The 18088-nt window shown below is 41.7% G+C and carries 13 protein-coding genes; 4 read left to right on the forward strand and 9 right to left on the reverse strand.

All coding sequences use genetic code 11. The annotated features are described in order from the left end of the window. Both ACT3QP_RS08040 and ACT3QP_RS08045 read right to left on the reverse strand, forming a co-directional pair. Positions 1-336: hypothetical protein (locus ACT3QP_RS08040; RefSeq protein WP_444525101.1), on the reverse strand; the 336-nt coding region annotated here is incomplete at its 3' end. A 225-nt stretch (positions 337-561) separates the two neighbouring features. Next, a complete protein-coding gene (locus ACT3QP_RS08045) occupies positions 562-1107 on the reverse strand; it encodes an RNA 2'-phosphotransferase (protein ID WP_444525102.1) in 546 nt (181 codons plus the stop codon). Positions 1108-1756: 649 nt separating this feature from the next. On the opposite strand from ACT3QP_RS08045, the gene ACT3QP_RS08050 reads away from it, so the two are divergent. Then, positions 1757-2596 carry a DarT ssDNA thymidine ADP-ribosyltransferase family protein gene (locus tag ACT3QP_RS08050; protein WP_444525103.1) on the forward strand — a complete coding sequence of 280 codons (840 nt, stop codon included), beginning with the start codon at positions 1757-1759 and terminating at the stop codon, positions 2594-2596. A 20-nt stretch (positions 2597-2616) separates the two neighbouring features. Next, on the forward strand, positions 2617-3312 hold the full coding sequence (locus tag ACT3QP_RS08055; protein ID WP_444525104.1) for a DarT1-associated NADAR antitoxin family protein: 696 nt from the start codon (positions 2617-2619) through the stop codon (positions 3310-3312). A 299-nt stretch (positions 3313-3611) separates the two neighbouring features. On the opposite strand, the gene ligA is transcribed toward ACT3QP_RS08055, so the two are convergent. From ligA to ACT3QP_RS08085, 6 genes are all read right to left on the reverse strand, one after another. Beyond that, positions 3612-5663 carry an NAD-dependent DNA ligase LigA gene (gene ligA, locus ACT3QP_RS08060; protein ID WP_444525105.1) on the reverse strand — a complete coding sequence of 684 codons (2052 nt, stop codon included), beginning with the start codon at positions 5661-5663 and terminating at the stop codon, positions 3612-3614. A 184-nt stretch (positions 5664-5847) separates the two neighbouring features. Then, on the reverse strand, positions 5848-6858 hold the full coding sequence (locus ACT3QP_RS08065) for a cell division protein ZipA C-terminal FtsZ-binding domain-containing protein (protein WP_444525106.1): 1011 nt from the start codon (positions 6856-6858) through the stop codon (positions 5848-5850). A 444-nt stretch (positions 6859-7302) separates the two neighbouring features. Then, a complete protein-coding gene (locus tag ACT3QP_RS08070) occupies positions 7303-11292 on the reverse strand; it encodes an AAA family ATPase (RefSeq protein WP_444525107.1) in 3990 nt (1329 codons plus the stop codon). Positions 11293-11396: 104 nt separating this feature from the next. Then, positions 11397-12524 carry a WG repeat-containing protein gene (locus tag ACT3QP_RS08075; RefSeq protein WP_444525108.1) on the reverse strand — a complete coding sequence of 376 codons (1128 nt, stop codon included), beginning with the start codon at positions 12522-12524 and terminating at the stop codon, positions 11397-11399. Between the two features lie 35 nt (positions 12525-12559). Further along, positions 12560-14620 (reverse strand): WG repeat-containing protein, encoded by a 2061-nt coding sequence (locus tag ACT3QP_RS08080; RefSeq protein WP_444525109.1) that lies wholly within the window; start codon positions 14618-14620, stop codon positions 12560-12562. A gap of 55 nt (positions 14621-14675) precedes the next feature. Then, complete coding sequence (locus ACT3QP_RS08085; protein ID WP_444525124.1) at positions 14676-15479, reverse strand: sulfite exporter TauE/SafE family protein; 804 nt, start codon at positions 15477-15479, stop codon at positions 14676-14678. 208 nt (positions 15480-15687) lie between these two features. Here ACT3QP_RS08085 and ACT3QP_RS08090 point away from each other — a divergent pair, with 208 nt between their 5' ends. Beyond that, on the forward strand, positions 15688-16683 hold the full coding sequence (locus ACT3QP_RS08090) for a biotin--[acetyl-CoA-carboxylase] ligase (protein ID WP_444525110.1): 996 nt from the start codon (positions 15688-15690) through the stop codon (positions 16681-16683). 32 nt (positions 16684-16715) lie between these two features. Further along, entirely contained in the window at positions 16716-17438 is a 723-nt protein-coding gene (locus tag ACT3QP_RS08095; RefSeq protein WP_444525111.1) for a pantothenate kinase, read from the forward strand. A 103-nt stretch (positions 17439-17541) separates the two neighbouring features. On the opposite strand, the gene ACT3QP_RS08100 is transcribed toward ACT3QP_RS08095, so the two are convergent. After that, positions 17542-18009 (reverse strand): energy transducer TonB, encoded by a 468-nt coding sequence (locus ACT3QP_RS08100; protein ID WP_444525112.1) that lies wholly within the window; start codon positions 18007-18009, stop codon positions 17542-17544. Positions 18010-18088: the final 79 nt, after the last annotated feature.

Genomic DNA, 18088 nt, shown 5'->3' on the forward strand with positions numbered 1-18088 from the left:
CATATACGATGTATTAGATACTTGTCCATTGTCTTCATAATCAATAGAACAAGTCGACCGTCCCATCGTTTTAGTATCAGATATTAAGACTTTGGATTGAATGTTTTCTGAATATTCAAAATTATTGTCGTAAGCTTGTTGTTTGATATGTTGTATTAAATCACCTTTGTTAATGGAATCACAAAAATTCTGCATTTTTTTAGGATAATACGTAAAGGCAAAAACAGTATATAGGAGGGCACAAGTCATAATTATTGTGATGATACTTCCAGCATAAAGCAGTAGATTTTTTATCATATTGCCCACTTTTTTTATCAAAAAAACTGTCTTTTGCATTGCGGTAATTACCTAAAAATTTATGCTAACTAATCAGCGTATTTCTTGTGGGAGGTTTATTACACATTGTCACAGACTTCATAGCATGATTTATATGACTTGACGACTTATATGTTTTAGGCAGAATCTCAGGCCTGAATAAAGATAAATTAGGGCGCAAAAGCACTTACTACATTGAGTCTCTCATGCTCAAAAATTTTGTTTATCAGGAGATTACTATTCATACTATTTATGAATAGCGATATACGCTAGTGGCACTGTCGAAGTAAGCCAAACATCATTCTCCGCTTGATAAAACTTATAACCCTCTTCTTGCATTTTACGGCTATCAATATTCAATACAACAGGCTTGCCATAACGCATGCCTGTTTTTATTGCGGTATCATAATCTTCCGTCAAATGGACATATTGTCTTTTTTGAGATAGGAGCCCTTCATTATGAATACTTTCTATAAAACGTTGAGCCGTACCATGAAGCAAGTTTGCAGGAGGCGTTGTTTCTTTCAGATTCAAGTCTACCGTCTTTAAAGAGTGACCCTGTACAGCTCTTATATACTGACCATCGTCAGAAATTGAAAAACGGCCTTTCTTATCACTTTCTACGATAGAATAAATTTGCTCTAACGTAATATTATTACCTGATGTATTGGCTGATTGAATCAGCTCATTGATATTAGCCCATCCGTCACTGCTAAGTACCAGACCTATGGCGTCCGGCTCATGTCGCAAAATATAGCTTAAAAACTTACTGGTTTCGGTATTGTTTTTCATGAGTATTGTTCTATAGTGATATTTACGCTTATATTAACACTTATTCTCAACTATCCTAGTTTGACAGTACGCTCTCACAAGCGATAAAAAAAATTTATAATTGAATAACACGACATTTCTTAGATACAAAATAGAAAGACTCAAATCAACATCGATAAGCCACAAACATTTGCTCTAGCTGGTAGAGCAAGCATTCATACCACACCTGATGTCTCTACCAGTCGCTATGATTATGTGCTGTCTGATGACTTTGCTGAAGGATTGGTACTACCTATCGTGATTCAGCCAAATGGTAAGAGAAGTGATGTGAAGGCGCATAATGAGATGGTGGAGTAGCTTGTATTAAAGTAGATAGCTATGTTGTCGTGTAAGACTTCAAACTTAGCTCAATTTTCTTCAATGGTTTAATGGTTTAATGATTTAATGGTTTATTACACCACCTTTCAATTCTACATGAATAACAAATACATAATATAGTTGAGTTCAAATAATTTCGATACAAGGAAACCGAGTGCAAGCTATACATTAGTGTGGTCAGCGAGGATGACGATGTAGCGGATTTATATGAATTTGACTATAGGCTACCACCCTTAATATAATTAAAGAAGGATTTGTCAGGATAACAGCACTTGAATAAAAGGAGTTTAATGTGCAACTATCTTTAGAAAAACTACCAGTTTCAGAGCGTATGGTATTAATCGAGCAACTTTGGGATAGCATCATAAGCGACAGCAAATCATTAAAAGATATTGAATGTATCCCTCTAACATCATCACAAGAAAAACTTGTTGAATTACTGGACAAACGGCTTTCAGAGTATGCGGAAAATAAGTTTTATCATAGGTTTAATATTGAAAATATAATAGGGTCTCGGGGTATTACGCTTCTTTGCCACTTTACGCCGATTAATAATCTTGAAAGTATTTTAGATAATGGATTATACCCTAGAGATTATATAGACGAGAACCTACCTGATACTATATGGACAGATGATGAAAGATTTGAAGATATGAAAAATGGCATTTGTTTATCACTCTCTTTTCCTAACGATCAAATGTTTTATAGTAAGAGAATGCAGCGTAAAGATATTGAGTCTTGGGCTGTTATTCTTCTGGATGCCAAAAAGATTATATTAAATCATGACTGTGCCTTTTTCCAAACTAACTCTGCTTTTGGAGACTATAGAAATAAATCATTAAACGAGTTCATGACTTATAACGCATTTCTTTCGCTATTTGAAGAAAAGGTTGAAACTCGTAATGGAGTCGTAACTAGAGAAGACTACTTAAAAGATAAATTTCCTACTGATGTTCAGGCAGAGGTGATTGTATTTGATCATATTCCCCCTAATGCAATAATAGCCTGTCAATTACAGGACGATAAGCATCTAAAACACTTTGAAGATAATTTTTCCCAATTCAAATTTCGTGTAATTTCTGGTAGCGATCAGGGTTTTGGAAAAAGAGATTGGCTTTTGAATAATCAATAAGCTTCAAAAAGGACTAAAGTATGGCTCACAGACCAACGTACATTCCCCAATCTAAAAATGAGTTTCTTGTCAAAACTGAAATGGTAGAGTTTAAATATCACTCAGGATTTTCAGTAGCGCAAAAACAGAAGTCAATTGATGAGCTTCATGATTCAATTCAAGAGAAATATGGTTTTGATAGTATTTTAGAAGTTTCCAGTAAGTCCAAAAAAGAATTAGGTGTGGCTCTTAGTGCTTTTAATTTGATGATAACTGATAAAACTACGAAAGAGACTTACAGTGTAGAGTGTGCCTTTCAAAGCAGCAAGGTTTTTGAAAATGGCGGTGCTTACACTGACTTATTAAAAATGACCTCAAAGCAAGCTAAAAGAGATGAAAGATTAAGAAATTCAGGAAAATTAATCGGGTTTGAATTTCATAATACTGAATGGAAATTAAATCCTTTAACAGCATTTTATGACTGGTTATATATTAATGCCTTAAATCAAAATGTCCAGTTTCATAATGAATTAATGAAATATCAAACCTTTACTGATATTGAATTCAACCCTAAAAAATCAATTAACTGTCAAGCTTATTCAATTGCTATGTTTGTAGCTCTTGCAAAAAGAAATTTGCTAGGGAATATAAGAAATCCCAATGATTTTTTAGAGTTCTATAAAAGATTTCAAGTAAGTAACGCCTATCAATTAAATGAAAACCTGATACTATTTTAATAGATACAGATTGGCTAAACTCCATCTGTTCATCACTTATCTTACAGTCATAGAGTCTACTCCACATTTATTTTCAGAAGTAACCAGAGGAACGAGCACTAAATGAACCATTAAAAAAAATAACGGCTCATGACCCGCATATTTGCCCATTTTGAAAGAACTCAATGCTGAGGCCATGCTTTTAAATCTTTATCTTTTACTCTTGCGCTAGGAACGAGCATGTTATTAAAGTATGACCTAACCAGAAAATCCCCTCTAAGGGATTTTCACTTGCGAACCTAAAATTGCAGTGCAATTTTTTAACGGTTCTCATCCCCAACCAACGCCAAAAACTCATCTTCACCCACCACTTTAACGCCCAGTTTCTCAGCCTTCGCCATTTTTGAGCCAGCTTTTTCGCCTGCCAATAATGCCGTGGTTTTAGCAGAAATACTGCCTGATACTTTTGCACCCAATGCCTGCAATTTAGCCTTGGCTTCATCACGTGCCATGCTGCTCAATGCACCCGTAATCACCCACGTTTGCCCGTCGAGTGGTAGACCCTCTGATGAAGTGGCTTCAACTTTGTCCCAATACACGCCCGCTTCTAGTAGCGAATTAATCACCTCGATATTGTGCGGTGCACGGAAAAACTCATAAGCAAGCTCGGCAGTAATTTCTCCCACATCAGGCGTTTTAATCAGGGTTTCGACACTCGCAGCCATTAGGCTATCGAGGTCACCAAATTGCTGAGCAAAGTTTTGCGCCGTGCCCTCACCCACACCGCGTATGCCAAGTGCGTAAATAAAACGAGGCAATGTTGTGTGCTTGCTGGCTTCAATGGCGTTGATGATATTTTGTACCGATTTTTCACCCAGTTTTTCAAAGGTGACCATTTCATCTGCATGATTGTGCAACTGATAAATATCAGCGACCGTTTTGACCAGACCATGCTCAAAGAAGCTAATGAGCCAACTTGCACCAAGCCCATCGATATCCATCGCCCGACGCGAAACAAAGTGAATCAGCGCTTCTTGCTGCTGTGCGGGGCAAAACAAGCCGCCAGTACAACGTGCCAATGCTTCGTCTTCAGGCAGCACCACAGGCGAGTCACATACTGGACAAGTAGCAGGTAGTGTCACTGGTGTAGAGTCTACTGGACGTTGGTCATGCCACACACGGGTGACTTTCGGAATGACATCGCCTGCACGGTGTACGCTGATCATATCGCCTGCACGCACATCCAATCGCTGAATCTCACCAAAGTTATGCAAAGTCACGTTACTGACGGTGACGCCGCCCACTTTGACAGGTTCGAGCTTACCTACTGGTGTGATCTGACCTGTACGCCCGACTTGCCATTCAATATCGTTTAGACGCGTCATGACGGTTTCGGCAGGGAATTTATAAGCGGTTGCCCAACGTGGTTCACGTGACAGAAACCCTAACTGCTGCTGTAACGCAAGGCTATTTACCTTGATGACCATGCCATCAATCTCGAACGGCAAACTGGCGCGGCTCTCAATCACTGACTCATAATAGGTTTGTGCGGCGCGTGGATTTGCGACCACTTCCACCGCGCTGACGGTAAAGCCCAAGCCTTTTAACCAAGCCAAGCCTGCTGACTGAGTGTCGATGGTCTCAGGTAGGCCTTGATTGATAGAGTAAGCATAGAATGCGAGTGGACGACTGGCGGCTACGGCTGGGTCTAGCTGACGTAAGCTACCAGCGGCAGCATTGCGTGGATTGGCAAAGGTTTTGCCCTCATTCTCTTCTGCTAAGCGATTGAGACGATCAAATCCTGCCTTGGGCATCAGTACTTCACCGCGCACTTCTAACAGCTCGATGTCAGCGGCATCAGCTATCCACAATGGCAAATTACGAATGGTTTTGGCATTTTGGGTGATATCTTCCCCCGTTTGCCCATCACCGCGCGTAACGGCTTGCACAAATTTGCCATGCTCATATTTTAATGACACGGCTAAGCCATCAAGCTTTAGCTCCATTTCATACTCAGGATTTTGCTGCGCATCACTTAAACGGTCATTAACGCGGCGCATAAACGTATGCAGTTCGTCATAGTCAAAGACGTTACCCAGAGATAACATAGGAATATCGTGGGTCACTTGGGTAAAGGCAGACAATGGCATGTCGCCCACTTGATTAACCGGACTGTCTGGCTGTATAAGCTCTGGATGTGACTCTTCTAATGCGACCAAAGAACGACGCAACTGATCGTATTCGCTGTCTTCTAAGATGGGGTTATCTAGTACATAATACGCATAGTTGTGCGTCTTTAGAGCATCAATCAGCGTGCGCATTTGCACAACGATATCGTTATGAGCAGTAGTTGGTAAGATAGAGTCAGTCATAGTCGGCGTCTTTTGTTTGCAATTCAAGATGTCGATATGATAACAAGTTTGAAGGATGCTCGGATAATATTTTGCAGAAATGAGAGCGCATTAAAAAAGGCAAATAACGTTAATCGCTATTTGCCTTTTTTAATACTGTTGTCACGCAATTTTATAGTAACAATCCGCTTTTATGCGCTATTGCTTAATCTTCATAGTCACGGACTTGATTACGTAGCTGCTGTTTGTATTCAGGTGTGATTGGCTCGTTCTCTTCATCCAGGATAATCGCGTCCAAATCACTTGCCATCATATAGGCAATACTCATCATGCTATCGAAACTGCGCACGGCTTGTGGATGCGGTAATGATAAAAACACCACCACACCATTATAAGTATTGGTCGCAACGCTATGCGGATCAAACGGTGCGATACCACTATCTGTGATACCCATCATGCTAAACCACAGCATGCCCGTGCCGTCTTTTTGCTCATAGCGATGGAACATATTCATCGCGCCATAACGCAAACCATACTTATCAATCAATTTTAATAAATCACGACCACGGATAATCGCGGTTGGGCGGTCGCGATATTGATGCGGCAAGATAGTAATATTGATATTGTCTTTGGCATTAATGAGTGGGCCATTCTGCGCTTCATCGACAGGCTCTGATAAATGCTGATCGAGAATCGGACTGTTATCATCAAAACTCGGCTCTTCTACTGTATCAATGGACGGCATCAAGCTATCAGTCGCCGACATCAAGCTAGAAAATGCATCTGGCTCTTGCTCGATATGCATCTGTTCAGCAGCTGCGACAAACTCAACATCGTCACTGCGCTGCTGATCTGCTTGCCAGCCTGCATACTCGGTGTCGTTCGTATAAGCATTAATATCATGATTGGCAGCACCTTGACCTTGCAAGATATTGGCATTGGCGTCGTTATGGGTTGACGGCTCTTCTTCAATCACCGCATTTAGATACTCACGGTCAGGGCCAATACTGGTCTCACCAGCGACTGTGTCATCAAAATCAGGCTGATCGACAATATTTCGTTCATGACGCGGTATGATAGGAATACCATTTTTATCATAGTTGACCGCAGTAGTTTCGGCGTGTTTGCGACGCTTAAAGCTACGAATGACCATAAACAACCCTGCAAGCATAATAAATGCGGCAATGGCGATCAATATAAACTGAATAGCGGTCATGAGAAATACATCCTAATATATGACAAAAGGGAATACACAAGAGGGAATAATTGGCAATAGTCTAGCATGGCTAATTAATATCGTCATCATATAGTCATCGTTTACCGTCAGCCTGACATAATTGCGTAACGTGATAACCTTGGCGATATAATCATCTCACTATCATTTGAATTCAAACAAGCCGAACGACCGTCTATAAGCACTTCACTAAACAGCCCTGAAAGCATATCTAACTTATAGATGACTAAGTATATAGGCGACCAAATATATATAATTGAATATATAGTCAAAGAATGCTAAAAAGAATACAAGGCAGCGAACTGCAGGTGGTACATTTAAAGAGGGTCACACCGTAGCAATTTAGTCGTTTATCCCCTATAACTATACCACTAGCAGCGGCTTGCCAGTTATCAATTTATTTGGCTATTCAGTAGTTTTATTTGGTTACTCAGTAATGTAGCGTGCTGCTTCATCTAGCGAGACGCTAACTAACGTAGAAACACCTGCACTTGGCATAGTAATGCCTTTTAGCTCATCAGCGATTTGCATCGTTAGTTTATTATGACTGATAAAAATAAACTGCAAATCATCTGCTAGCTCATGAATCAAACTGGTAAAGCGTTCGACATTAGCGTCATCAAGCGGTGCATCGACTTCATCGAGTACACAAAATGGCGCTGGATGCTGCTTAAATATTGCAAAAATCAAACTTAGCGCGGTGAGCGTTTTCTCACCACCTGACAATACAGCAAGGCGACTATTACGCTTGCCTTTTGGCTGTGCCATTAAGGTAAGCCCTGCCCGCCATTGCTCTGACTTGTACTTTTCAGCAGGAATGTTATCTGGCATATCGTCCGTGTTCAATGTCAGACTTGCCTGCCCGCCGCCGAAGACTTTGGCAAACAAATTAGCAAGCTCAGTATTAACGGCATCTAGCGTCTGCATAAACAGCGTCTTGGTCGTCTCATCAATAGACTCAATCGCTGCCGTCAGCGTCTGCATACTCGCCGCAATATCGGCTGTCTGCTGCGCCAATGGCTCTAGGCGTTCATTGACCTCGGCCAGCTCTGCTACTGCCGCTAGATTGACTGGGCCGATTTTGCCTAACTGCTGCTCAAGCGTGGCGCGTTCAGACTCTAGCTCTGCGATTTTATCTGGACGCACACGGCGGTCATGCGCGATAAAATCAGCCAGTAAATTTGATACGCTCATTGCTTGTTGAGGGTGCTGGGCTATAGATGACTCCGTTTTGTGTCCCGCCCTCACTTTCTCGTAAGCCTCTAACGCCTCATGAGTATGGCTGCTCGCATCGTCCAAACGCGCCATACTGAGCGCTAACTCAGTAGCGTGATTTGCAAGCTGACCTTGCTGATTTTGTAACCTATCTTGCAAACTGTCTAACGCTGTCTGCTGCTGAGCATAGTCTTGCTTTAGCATCGCCAATGCGCTATCTCGTTCGGTCAATAGCACCTGCTGCTTATCTCGGGCTGTCTGCGCTGTTTGTAATGCTGCCTGCAAGTTTGGTAGCTTATCCTGCTGTTTCTGATGACTCGCTTTTAGCTGCTGCTCGCTCTGTAGTGACTGGTCATATTGCGCAGTCGCCCGCGCAAGGCTACTAATGCTATGCTCCAACCGCATCTCACTCTGCTGAATACGCAGTTGTAGTGCTTGCCACGCATCATCATCCGCTTGGCGTGTACGATTTAGCTCACTGCGCTCAGCCTGTAACTGCTGACTCAATGCACGTGCATCGGCTATCTTGGGTGTCAGCGCTGCTAATTCACTTTGAATATGCTGTTGCTCATCACTGAGCGTTTGCTCCTCCTGCGCCAACTCTAACTGCTCTTGCTCAAGTGCCGCTTTATCAACCATTAATCGTTGACTGTCTGCTTGCAAGCGCTCAGCATTGGCGCGCTGAGTAGTGAGTTGCTGCTGAGATTTGTGTTTATCACGGGTTAGCTGATCTGCTTGTGCACGCGTTTCTTCTAAATTGACCGTTAACGCATCATAGTCGCGTTGATACTTTGCAATGGCTTTTTGCTGCGCGTCTATTTTAGTTTCAAACTCATCAAGCAAGTCTTCTAATGCTTGCAAACGATTACGCTGCTGCAAACGCTGGGTTAAAAACTGACTGTTGCTGTCATTTTGATTTTCTTGCGCACCTGTAAATTTACTCAGGTTAATCGTCCCCTGACGACTGAGCAGCCAACCGTCAGTCGTTAGCAGAATGGCTGACGATGGCAGTACTTTTAAAATATTGGCAAGTTCTTCATGAGCTTGGCTATCACTTGTCTCAACTTGCGCGATATATACATAACACTGCTGCCACAGCGCCAATACAGGCTGAGTAATCAGCTGGGATAATGGGATAACTCTATCAATTAAGCTGTCTGGCAACTGATTGATACATGGTTCTGCATTTGGCTTGTTTTGATTGGCAGACAACCATAAGCTATGACCACTCTCTACCGAAAGGTTTTCTACTGAAGAGCGACCTTCTGTATTGGCCTGCTCATTCTGTGCTGACTGATAAGTAACGATGTCTGTTAGATTAGGCTCAAGCACGTGCCATAGACTATCGGATTTTTCAGAATCGTCTCGACCTGTCTTGCTAGATTTTTCTACTGTAAACACATGACTGTCTAGCCATAACGCCAGTACGCTATCCAGTAATTCGGCGTGCTGTTGCCCTTTTTCACTTAGCTCAATTTGCTCACGCAAGTTGGTTATGGCTAGCTCGTTATAACGATTGACGACATTACTTTCCAAGCCATCTTCTAGATTACTAGTTGCTAACTTGCCAGCTGTCGAGACAGATGCCTGTTGTTGAGGTTTCGGATGCAGTATCTGATGTAGCGTATCGTACTCACTTGCCAGCACCGCGTGACGCTTCTCGTGCTCACTCAACTCACGCTGCTGTGCATTCAAGTGCTGTTGCAACTCATGCGCTTGCGGTTGTAGTTCAGACAGGCGCTCATCGACGCTTTCTTGTTGGCGCTCAATCTGCTGTAATTGTGTGTTTAGCTCAGCAACTTGCGTCTCTAACGTCTGCTGTAAGTTTTGTGCATCCGTTGGTACTTGTTCATCAGAGCTCTTATCAAAGCCATCATTACTGCCAGACGCTGATAGCGACTGCTGTAATTGCTGCCATAGGTTTTGCCAGTTATGCTGGCGGCGTTGCCATTTATCATGGTTTTGCTGATGGCGCTTTTGCGCTTGGCTATTAATCGCTTGCTGCTGCTCAAGCGTGCGGGCATTGTCTTGTAGCCGTGATAGCTGGTTTTGCGCGTCATGCCATGCACGCTGCAGCGGTTGCTCATTGCGTTTGTGCATGTCACGTTTACCGGTCAGCTCAGCGAGCTGTGGTCGTAAATCTGCCAAGATAGCCTGCTGTTCAGCTTGCTCTGCTTTTAATCGGTTAATCTCACCCACTGCTTGCGCACGCTGCTGATCTAAGTTGGCAAGTTGCTGCGCAATCACGGTCAATTGTGATTTGGCATCGCTCAGCTCGTGCTCTGCTTGTTGATAGCCTAGCTGCTGCTGATAATGAGCGCTTTGGGCATCGTCCTTGAGCCATTGCTCTTGGTTAATATGCGTGGCGAGCTTTTCTTGCTGCGCTTTTAGCGTCTCATAATCGGCTTGTAATGTGGCGACTGCAGCGGTGCTACGCTCATGGGCTAGTTTCTGCTGCTGCTGAGTATGCTTGGCTTGATACAACTGCTGAATGGCCAGTTGTTGTTTGATATCAGCCAGCGTTAACGCCAGCTCTTCATAACGCTGCGCACTGGCGGCTTGCTTGGACAAGCGCTTGTGTTGGCTGACCAACTCGCTTTGCATATCATGTAGACGGGCTAGATTTTCTTGAGTTTTCTCTAGTTTTTTCTGTGTTTCTTCACGGCGTGCTTGATAGCGAGATACCCCTGCCGCCTCTTCAATAAACTCACGCAGCTGCATAGGATTGGAATCAACGATTCGCCCAATCATGCCTTGCTCAATCACCGCATAACTACGTGCACCAAGTCCAGTACCCAAAAATACATCGACCACATCACGACGACGACAGCGCGTGCCATTGATGAAGTAATCTGAGCGTCCTTCTTTATTGACCTGACGACGAACGGACAGCTCTTGGTACAAATTAAACTCGTGGCGAATACCTGTATGCTCATCTTGTGTATGCTCAAATGTCAGCTCGACACTGGCGACACTTTTGGCTGCCTTATCTTGCGTACCAGCAAAGATAACATCACTCATCGCGCCGCCACGTAGCTGCTTGGCAGAAGTCTCACCCAGCACCCAACGTATGGCATCAATGACATTGGATTTGCCACAGCCGTTCGGCCCGACGATGGCGGTGATGCCATGGCGAAAGGTAAAAGTCGTTGGATTGGCAAAGGATTTGAAGCCTGCCAGCTTTAGGGATTTTAGACGCATGAAGAATCAGTAAACTTAGCAAAAACAGGCGGCTATTCTACCTGAAATTGTGGTGAGTTTTTAGGGTATATCACTGACCAAGCTTGAATATCGTTAATAGATAACTATTCTACCCTTTGACCAGTTAGATCTACTTTAAAAGACTCTCCTTTGAGTGTAACTTTTATTTGCCCCTCATAGAAATTACTAATACCTTCATAGATAAATGGAATTAAAATTTGGTTTTTTTCGTTAATGACGCCCTTTTTGCCATTTAATTCAGCCACAAATAACTGCTCTGAAAGAATATCAATAGATTCATACTCTAATGGAATTAGTAAGTCACCACTAGGCTTCATTATTCCCCAGTTATCAATCATCATAACTTTATAAAACTCATATCTACTCGTGCCAAATCTATCATAAATATGAGGAATAGTAGTCTTTCCATTTGGGTCAACAAATCCCCATTTTTCGTTTAACTCTATAGGAGCAATACCATGCATAAATGAATATATACTACTGTACTTCAGCGGAAGAACCGACTCTGCCTTTAGATTTATTGCACCGTACATACCATCCTTTTTTATCCGAATAAAGTCTTCGGTATCAAGAAAAATCTCTTCGTAAACAGGTGGTATAACAACATCTCCTTTTTTGTTTACTATTCCTTTTTTTAAATCTTTTTGAACATAAATAAGTTCTTCAGAGTTATTGTAATATTCCGGATAAACTCTATCATATTCAGTTGACAATAAGATATTACCTTTGTCATCAGCTAAACCATACTTGTAATTCATCTCGGTCACATACAGGTCATCACGATACTTAGTAATATCGTCATAGAGAATAGGCAATATAATTTCGCCTTGCTTATCAATAAGACCTAGCTTTTCATCTTTTTTAATAAACTTTACTTTCTCATTCTCAAGATAGTCAATTTCATAGAAAACGCCTATAAAATCATAGTCAACAGGTAATATAGTTTTACCCTTTTTATCAATCAATCCGTATTTTTCGTCTTTAGACACTCGAATTAAACCTTTAGAGAACGACTCAAATTCATCATAATGCCTACTATTTTCAAGATAAGCAGCCTGACTCACGAACAGATTTTGGCACTCTGAAAGACTGAATAGGAACCCACATTTATTGGTTAACTCTTCTTTGACTGATACTTCTTTAGCAACACCATAATTAGCATATCCAATAATCAGTAAGAGGGTTATCGCTAATTTTTTTTTGTTAGTCACAATACGTCCTTATATAAATAGCTTACGTCTATAAACTAGGGTGTGGCTTTCGATACTGGTTGCCCTTCCCTGTTAATCCAGCTAGTAGCATCTTTTATTTTTACTTCCGCAACTCCACTCTGGAAGTCAGATATTTCATCGTATATTGAGGGCGTTATATAGTTGCCATTTATATCTATTAATCTATACCTATTCTCTATTTGAGCTTTAAAAATACCTTCATCAACCTCGGCTAACCAATCATATATAAGGGGTGTTACTTCTTCTGCCTGTGTATTCACTAGACCATACTTATCATTAGCTTTAACGACGTATATGTCATCATAGTGACTAATAACATCCTCATACTTTAAAGCAGTTTCTTTACGTTTTTGCACATGAATAAGAGCACGTTTACCAGCCAGCTCTACTTCGACGATACCATCTGGGAAACTAAAAACACTATCATATATTGCTGGCACGACCTCTTGACCGTTACTATTTATAAAGCCATACTTACCATCTATTGTGACTCGCCTTAAACCATTCCATATTTCTTTTATCCAATCATACTTAACAGGCGTAAGCTCAACGCCTTTATCAGTCAATAATCCATGTTTACCTTCTATCTGAACCTCTGCTAAACCATCGTAAAAACGAACCTCACTATCGTATTTTATAGGGATAACAATCTGACCTTCTTTGTTCATTAACCCATATTTTCCATCTTCTTTCACACTTACTAACCCATCTCGAAAACTATAAGCGATACTATCAAAATATGTTGTATTGACAACCTCACCTTTTTTAGTAAGCAGTTTCTTTTTTCCATCTTTCTCAACCGTCACAAACTCTTCATCGTACTTCCTAATCCAATCATACTCCACCATTGTAACTACATCGCCATTTTTGGTGATCAATCCCTTCTTATTATCTTTTGTAACTTTTAACAACCACTCATTGAATGGCTTAACTGAATCATATATAAGAGGTGTCATTAACTTACCAGTATCATCAAATACACCGAATCTACCATCTTTGCCAAAAACCAATAAGTCACTATAAAATTTTAAAACATCATCGTAGAGAAGCGGTATGATTAGCTCACCGTTAGCGTTATAAGCACCTACCTTCTCGTCAGTTTTTACAATAGATATATCGGGCGTTGGCCTGTAAATCTCACTGTACTCAATCGGCACGACTAATGAACCCTGCTCGTCAATCAAACCAAACTTACCGTCTTTTTCAATAAAAGCAAAACCGTTGTGAGGTAGTTGAATATCATAAAGAGGCGTAAATATTTCTTGACCTCTTTCATCTAAAAGACCATCTTTCCCCTCTTTTTGCACCAAAAATGTTTCTTTTGAAAACCTTTTAACCAGTAAGTCATATTGAAAAGGCACCACTGTTTGACCAAGTTTATTAATAAAACCCCATTTGTAGTCTTTATTAACAGCAGCAACACCTTTATGAAATAACTTAGCTTCACTAAACTGTATAGCAATAGCCAAATCACCCGCAGTATTGACATAACCAATTTTGTTATCGATTATCGCCACGGCTAACCCTTCTTCAAAACGTGACAACCCATCATACTTTATAGGTACTCGAATACGACCAAGTGTATCAATATAACCATACTTTTCATTTTTTATGACTAAGGCTAACCCTTGCGAGAAAGCGAACGCTTGGTCATAAACAGGTGGCACAACCATGCTATTAGATTGATTGATATAACCAAACTTACCATTCATTTTTACTGCTGCAAGACCTTCCTTAAACGCCCAAGCATTATCGTACTCAAGAGGAATAACGCGCTTTCCTGTTTCATCAATAAAACCCCATTTACCCTCTTTGGTAGCAATAGCGAATCCATCTGAAAACTTACTGATATGGTCGTACTGATAATCAGAAATAACATTTCCTCTACTATTAACCAAACCATATTTGCCTTGTTTTTGTGCAATAGCGATGCCTGATTCTACGCAGCTTGCCCAAATACCTTCATCGACTGGCGGCTTGGTACATTCTTCTGCAATCGCATGTTGTAGTGTTAGACCTTGTATAACAGTAGCAGCTATGAATAGCTTCAAAACCTGACGTTTTATGATTATCACTTGTGCTCCTTTGTATAAAAACTGCATCAACTTAACAGTATAACTAGTGATTTTGTTAAATCACCCCAATCCCGCTCAATAACAGCTGCCCACCAGCAAACACTAACAACACGCCAAAGGCACGCTTAAGCATCAGCGCAGGCAATACATGAGCAAGCTTGGCACCGACTTTTGCCATCGCAAAGCTGGCCACTGAAATACATAAAAATCCCGTGATATGGACAAACCCTATCGTGCCCTCAGGCAGATTGACCACGTCTTGACCGAACCATGCAAACCCTGCCGCACCCGCCAATGCGATTGGCAGACCGCAAGCCGCTGAGGTACCAACCGATTGCTTCATCGGAAGCCCTGCCCAATTCAAAAACGGCACAGTCAAACTACCGCCACCAATACCGAAGATAGACGATGCCATTCCAATCCCCGTACCAGCACCAAACTGAATACCAGCAGGTGGCAGCGGCTTGCCCAACTGCTCTTTGTTAGAGAAAAACAGCATCTTTATCGCAACTAAAAGCGCACCAACACCGATAATGGCTTGTAGTACCTTGCCGTCAATCATGTCCGCAACACCCGCGCCCACCAAACTACCGACGACCAAACCCAATGCCATTTTTCGCCATACTTCCCAGCGTACGCCGCCGCGCTTATTATGAGCAGTGAGTGAGCTAATCGAGGTCACAACGATGGTCGCCAGTGACGTGCCAATGGCCAAATGAGTCACTACTTCTGGCGGAAAATCATAAGCGGTAAAAATCCATACCAATGCTGGTACAATAATCATGCCGCCGCCAACGCCAAACAATCCAGCACTCACACCAGCGAACGCTCCTGCAATCACAAACCACACATATAGCATCATCGAATTAACCTTTTATCTTGCTTATATTTTAAACGGTATTTTCTATCTTACTGATTTGCCTGTTTATACACTTAATGGCATATTCTTAATTGCATTTGCCAAATCGCAACCCAATCTTTATGCTGTCTAGACGACTTCTTTCTATCGAAAACCATCCAGTATATCAAAGATTATCCCAGCGACATCACCCAAATAGAATAAACTTATGCCGATATATAACCAGCCATCTAACGCTTCATCAAAGTCACTACGACTTAATCATTCGCCTATGCTAAATCATCGTCATGTCGTGAGTAGCGCCTCTACCAATAGCGAGCTGATAGACGCCATACAAGACGGTACATTAGATGCGACCGAGATGCACTTACTAACGGCTGAAACCCAAAGTGCTGGTCGTGGACAACATGGGCGCTCATGGCAGTCACCACCTGGCAATGCCTACCTATCTCTCTATCATCCTGTACACTTGCCCGTTAGCGGACTACTGTCACTAATCATCGGTGTTGAACTAGCAAAAATGCCCGTTATCCAACTACTAAATGAGCAGTTGCTAGTACAAGAACTAACACCTATCGGCGTAAAATGGGCAAATGATCTGGGCTTTTATCAAAGCAAGCATCAACCTCAAGGCCAGCCTACTTTAGATAACACTGATGTACATAATACGGTATTAGACAACCAGACGCTGCCGTTTAACAAACTTGCAGGTATTCTGATCGAACCTGTATCGCAAGCAGGCAAGTTGATTGGCGTAGTGATGGGTGTGGGACTTAATGTGCAAGCGACACCCAAGCTCACAGCACAAACCGCTGAAGGTATGAGCTATCAAGCGATTAGCTTACAAGATATTGCTGAGACGCTATCGCCAAAAATACAAACCGACTATATAACAGACTTGCGGGCACTCTATCAGCAAATGAGTCAGGCACTAATGAGCGCAATGACGTGCTTTGAGTGCCTAAGTATAGAAAAATCAACGGGACATAGTTATTATCTGGACAGCTTTTTAAAGCAGTTTGACTCAATGGATGCATTGCGCGAGCTGCGATTACGTGTGACCCAAGAGCATAATAGTCAAACAAATATACTCACGGGCTACGCGTGTGGTATCGATACACATGGATGTTTGCAATTGCGCCAAGATAACGGTAAGATTTCTGCTCTTTTTACCGGACGCATTGACGTTATTCAAACGGCTTAATCGTTTAATCAACGAGTACTAAAGGGAATTTTATGCTCTGGCTTGATCTTGGAAATACCCGCCTGAAATACTGGCTCACCGATGATATCGGTCAGATAATCACACATGATGCCAAACAACATTTGCAGTCACCCGCCGAATTGCTGATGGGTCTGACGGATCGCTTTGAGCGTTTTGCCCCTGACTTTATTGGTATCTCATCCGTGCTAGGTCACGAGCTGAATGCCAAGGTATCAGAGACCTTAAGCCGTCTTAATATTCCATTTAAATTCGTCCACGTCGATGCCGCTCACCCGCTAATGAATAGTCAATATAATGATAAGCAGCTAGGCTGTGATCGTTGGCTACAGATGCTAGGTGCTGTGGATAAGAAAAAGCGCCAGTGTGTGATTGGCTGCGGTACAGCAGTGACGATTGATTTGATCGATCATGCTGAGCATTTGGGCGGTTATATCTTCCCCAGTATCTACCTACAACGTGAGTCGTTGTTTTCTGGTACTAAGCAAATCACCATCTCTAATGGGACTTTCGATAGTGTCAGCCAAGGTGTGACCACACAAGATGCGGTACATCGCGGCATACTATTATCAATCGTCGGTGCCATCAATGAGATTAGCCATCGCCATCCCAACTTTGAAGTCATTATGACGGGTGGTGATGCAGCCATCATCTCACAGCACGTTAACCGTCCAGTACGCCTGCGTGATGACTTGTTATTAAATGGTCTGGCACGATATTTTGATCATAGTAAATAGCCAATAGCAGGTGTTATGAGCTTTCATAAGTTAGAAAAAAAAGCAGTACGTCTGAGGCGTACTGCTTTTTTAGTTTAAAAACATCTGAATTCTCTATTACTGCCTATGGTGCTGTATATTCAATAGGTAAGCTAAACCTTGCTCGCACTGCTTTCCCCTTAATCATAAATGGCTTCATTCGGCCCCTTTTTGCCTGTTGGATAGCACTTCTATCCAAGCATCGATTACCGCTACTTTTTATGATTTTTATACTAGTAATTTTGCCTTGCTTATCAACCGATACATCTAACAAAAGATTGAGTTTGGTGCCAGTACTCATAGTATTTATACAATGAGGTTCGATTCTAAACATAGGCATTTTCACCCAAGATGCATTATTAATAGAGACTTGAGTAACTGGCTCTGATTCAGACAAATCAACTATCTCTGCTTGTGCAGGCGTTGTGCTTACTATCATCGTAAACAATGCAAACATAGTGACTAACAGGCTATTAGCACCGATAGATTTTATGTTGGTTAATAAGGAAGAAGTGGTATTCAAGTCTGGCTTGGTATGTAGTTTAGAGGTCATGATATAAGTAGTCTCACACAATATTTTAATGATAATCAATTGTTTGCATCTTATGCTATCAGTTGCTATAGAATAAAAA

The sequence above is a fragment of the Psychrobacter sp. AOP7-B1-24 genome, from assembly GCF_052376215.1.
Classification (GTDB): domain Bacteria; phylum Pseudomonadota; class Gammaproteobacteria; order Pseudomonadales; family Moraxellaceae; genus Psychrobacter.

Bases quoted from the DNA above. Each gene is read 5' to 3' on its own strand.
- ACT3QP_RS08085 (WP_444525124.1), bottom strand. From the start codon at position 15,479: ATGCTATATGTGTGGTTTGTGATTGCAGGAGCGTTCGCTGGTGTGAGT.
- ACT3QP_RS08090 (WP_444525110.1), top strand. From the start codon at position 15,688: ATGCCGATATATAACCAGCCATCTAACGCTTCATCAAAGTCACTACGA.
- ACT3QP_RS08095 (WP_444525111.1), top strand. From the start codon at position 16,716: ATGCTCTGGCTTGATCTTGGAAATACCCGCCTGAAATACTGGCTCACC.
- ligA (WP_444525105.1), bottom strand. From the start codon at position 5,663: ATGACTGACTCTATCTTACCAACTACTGCTCATAACGATATCGTTGTG.
- ACT3QP_RS08045 (WP_444525102.1), bottom strand. From the start codon at position 1,107: ATGAAAAACAATACCGAAACCAGTAAGTTTTTAAGCTATATTTTGCGA.
- ACT3QP_RS08065 (WP_444525106.1), bottom strand. From the start codon at position 6,858: ATGACCGCTATTCAGTTTATATTGATCGCCATTGCCGCATTTATTATG.
- ACT3QP_RS08070 (WP_444525107.1), bottom strand. From the start codon at position 11,292: ATGCGTCTAAAATCCCTAAAGCTGGCAGGCTTCAAATCCTTTGCCAAT.
- ACT3QP_RS08055 (WP_444525104.1), top strand. From the start codon at position 2,617: ATGGCTCACAGACCAACGTACATTCCCCAATCTAAAAATGAGTTTCTT.
- ACT3QP_RS08100 (WP_444525112.1), bottom strand. From the start codon at position 18,009: ATGACCTCTAAACTACATACCAAGCCAGACTTGAATACCACTTCTTCC.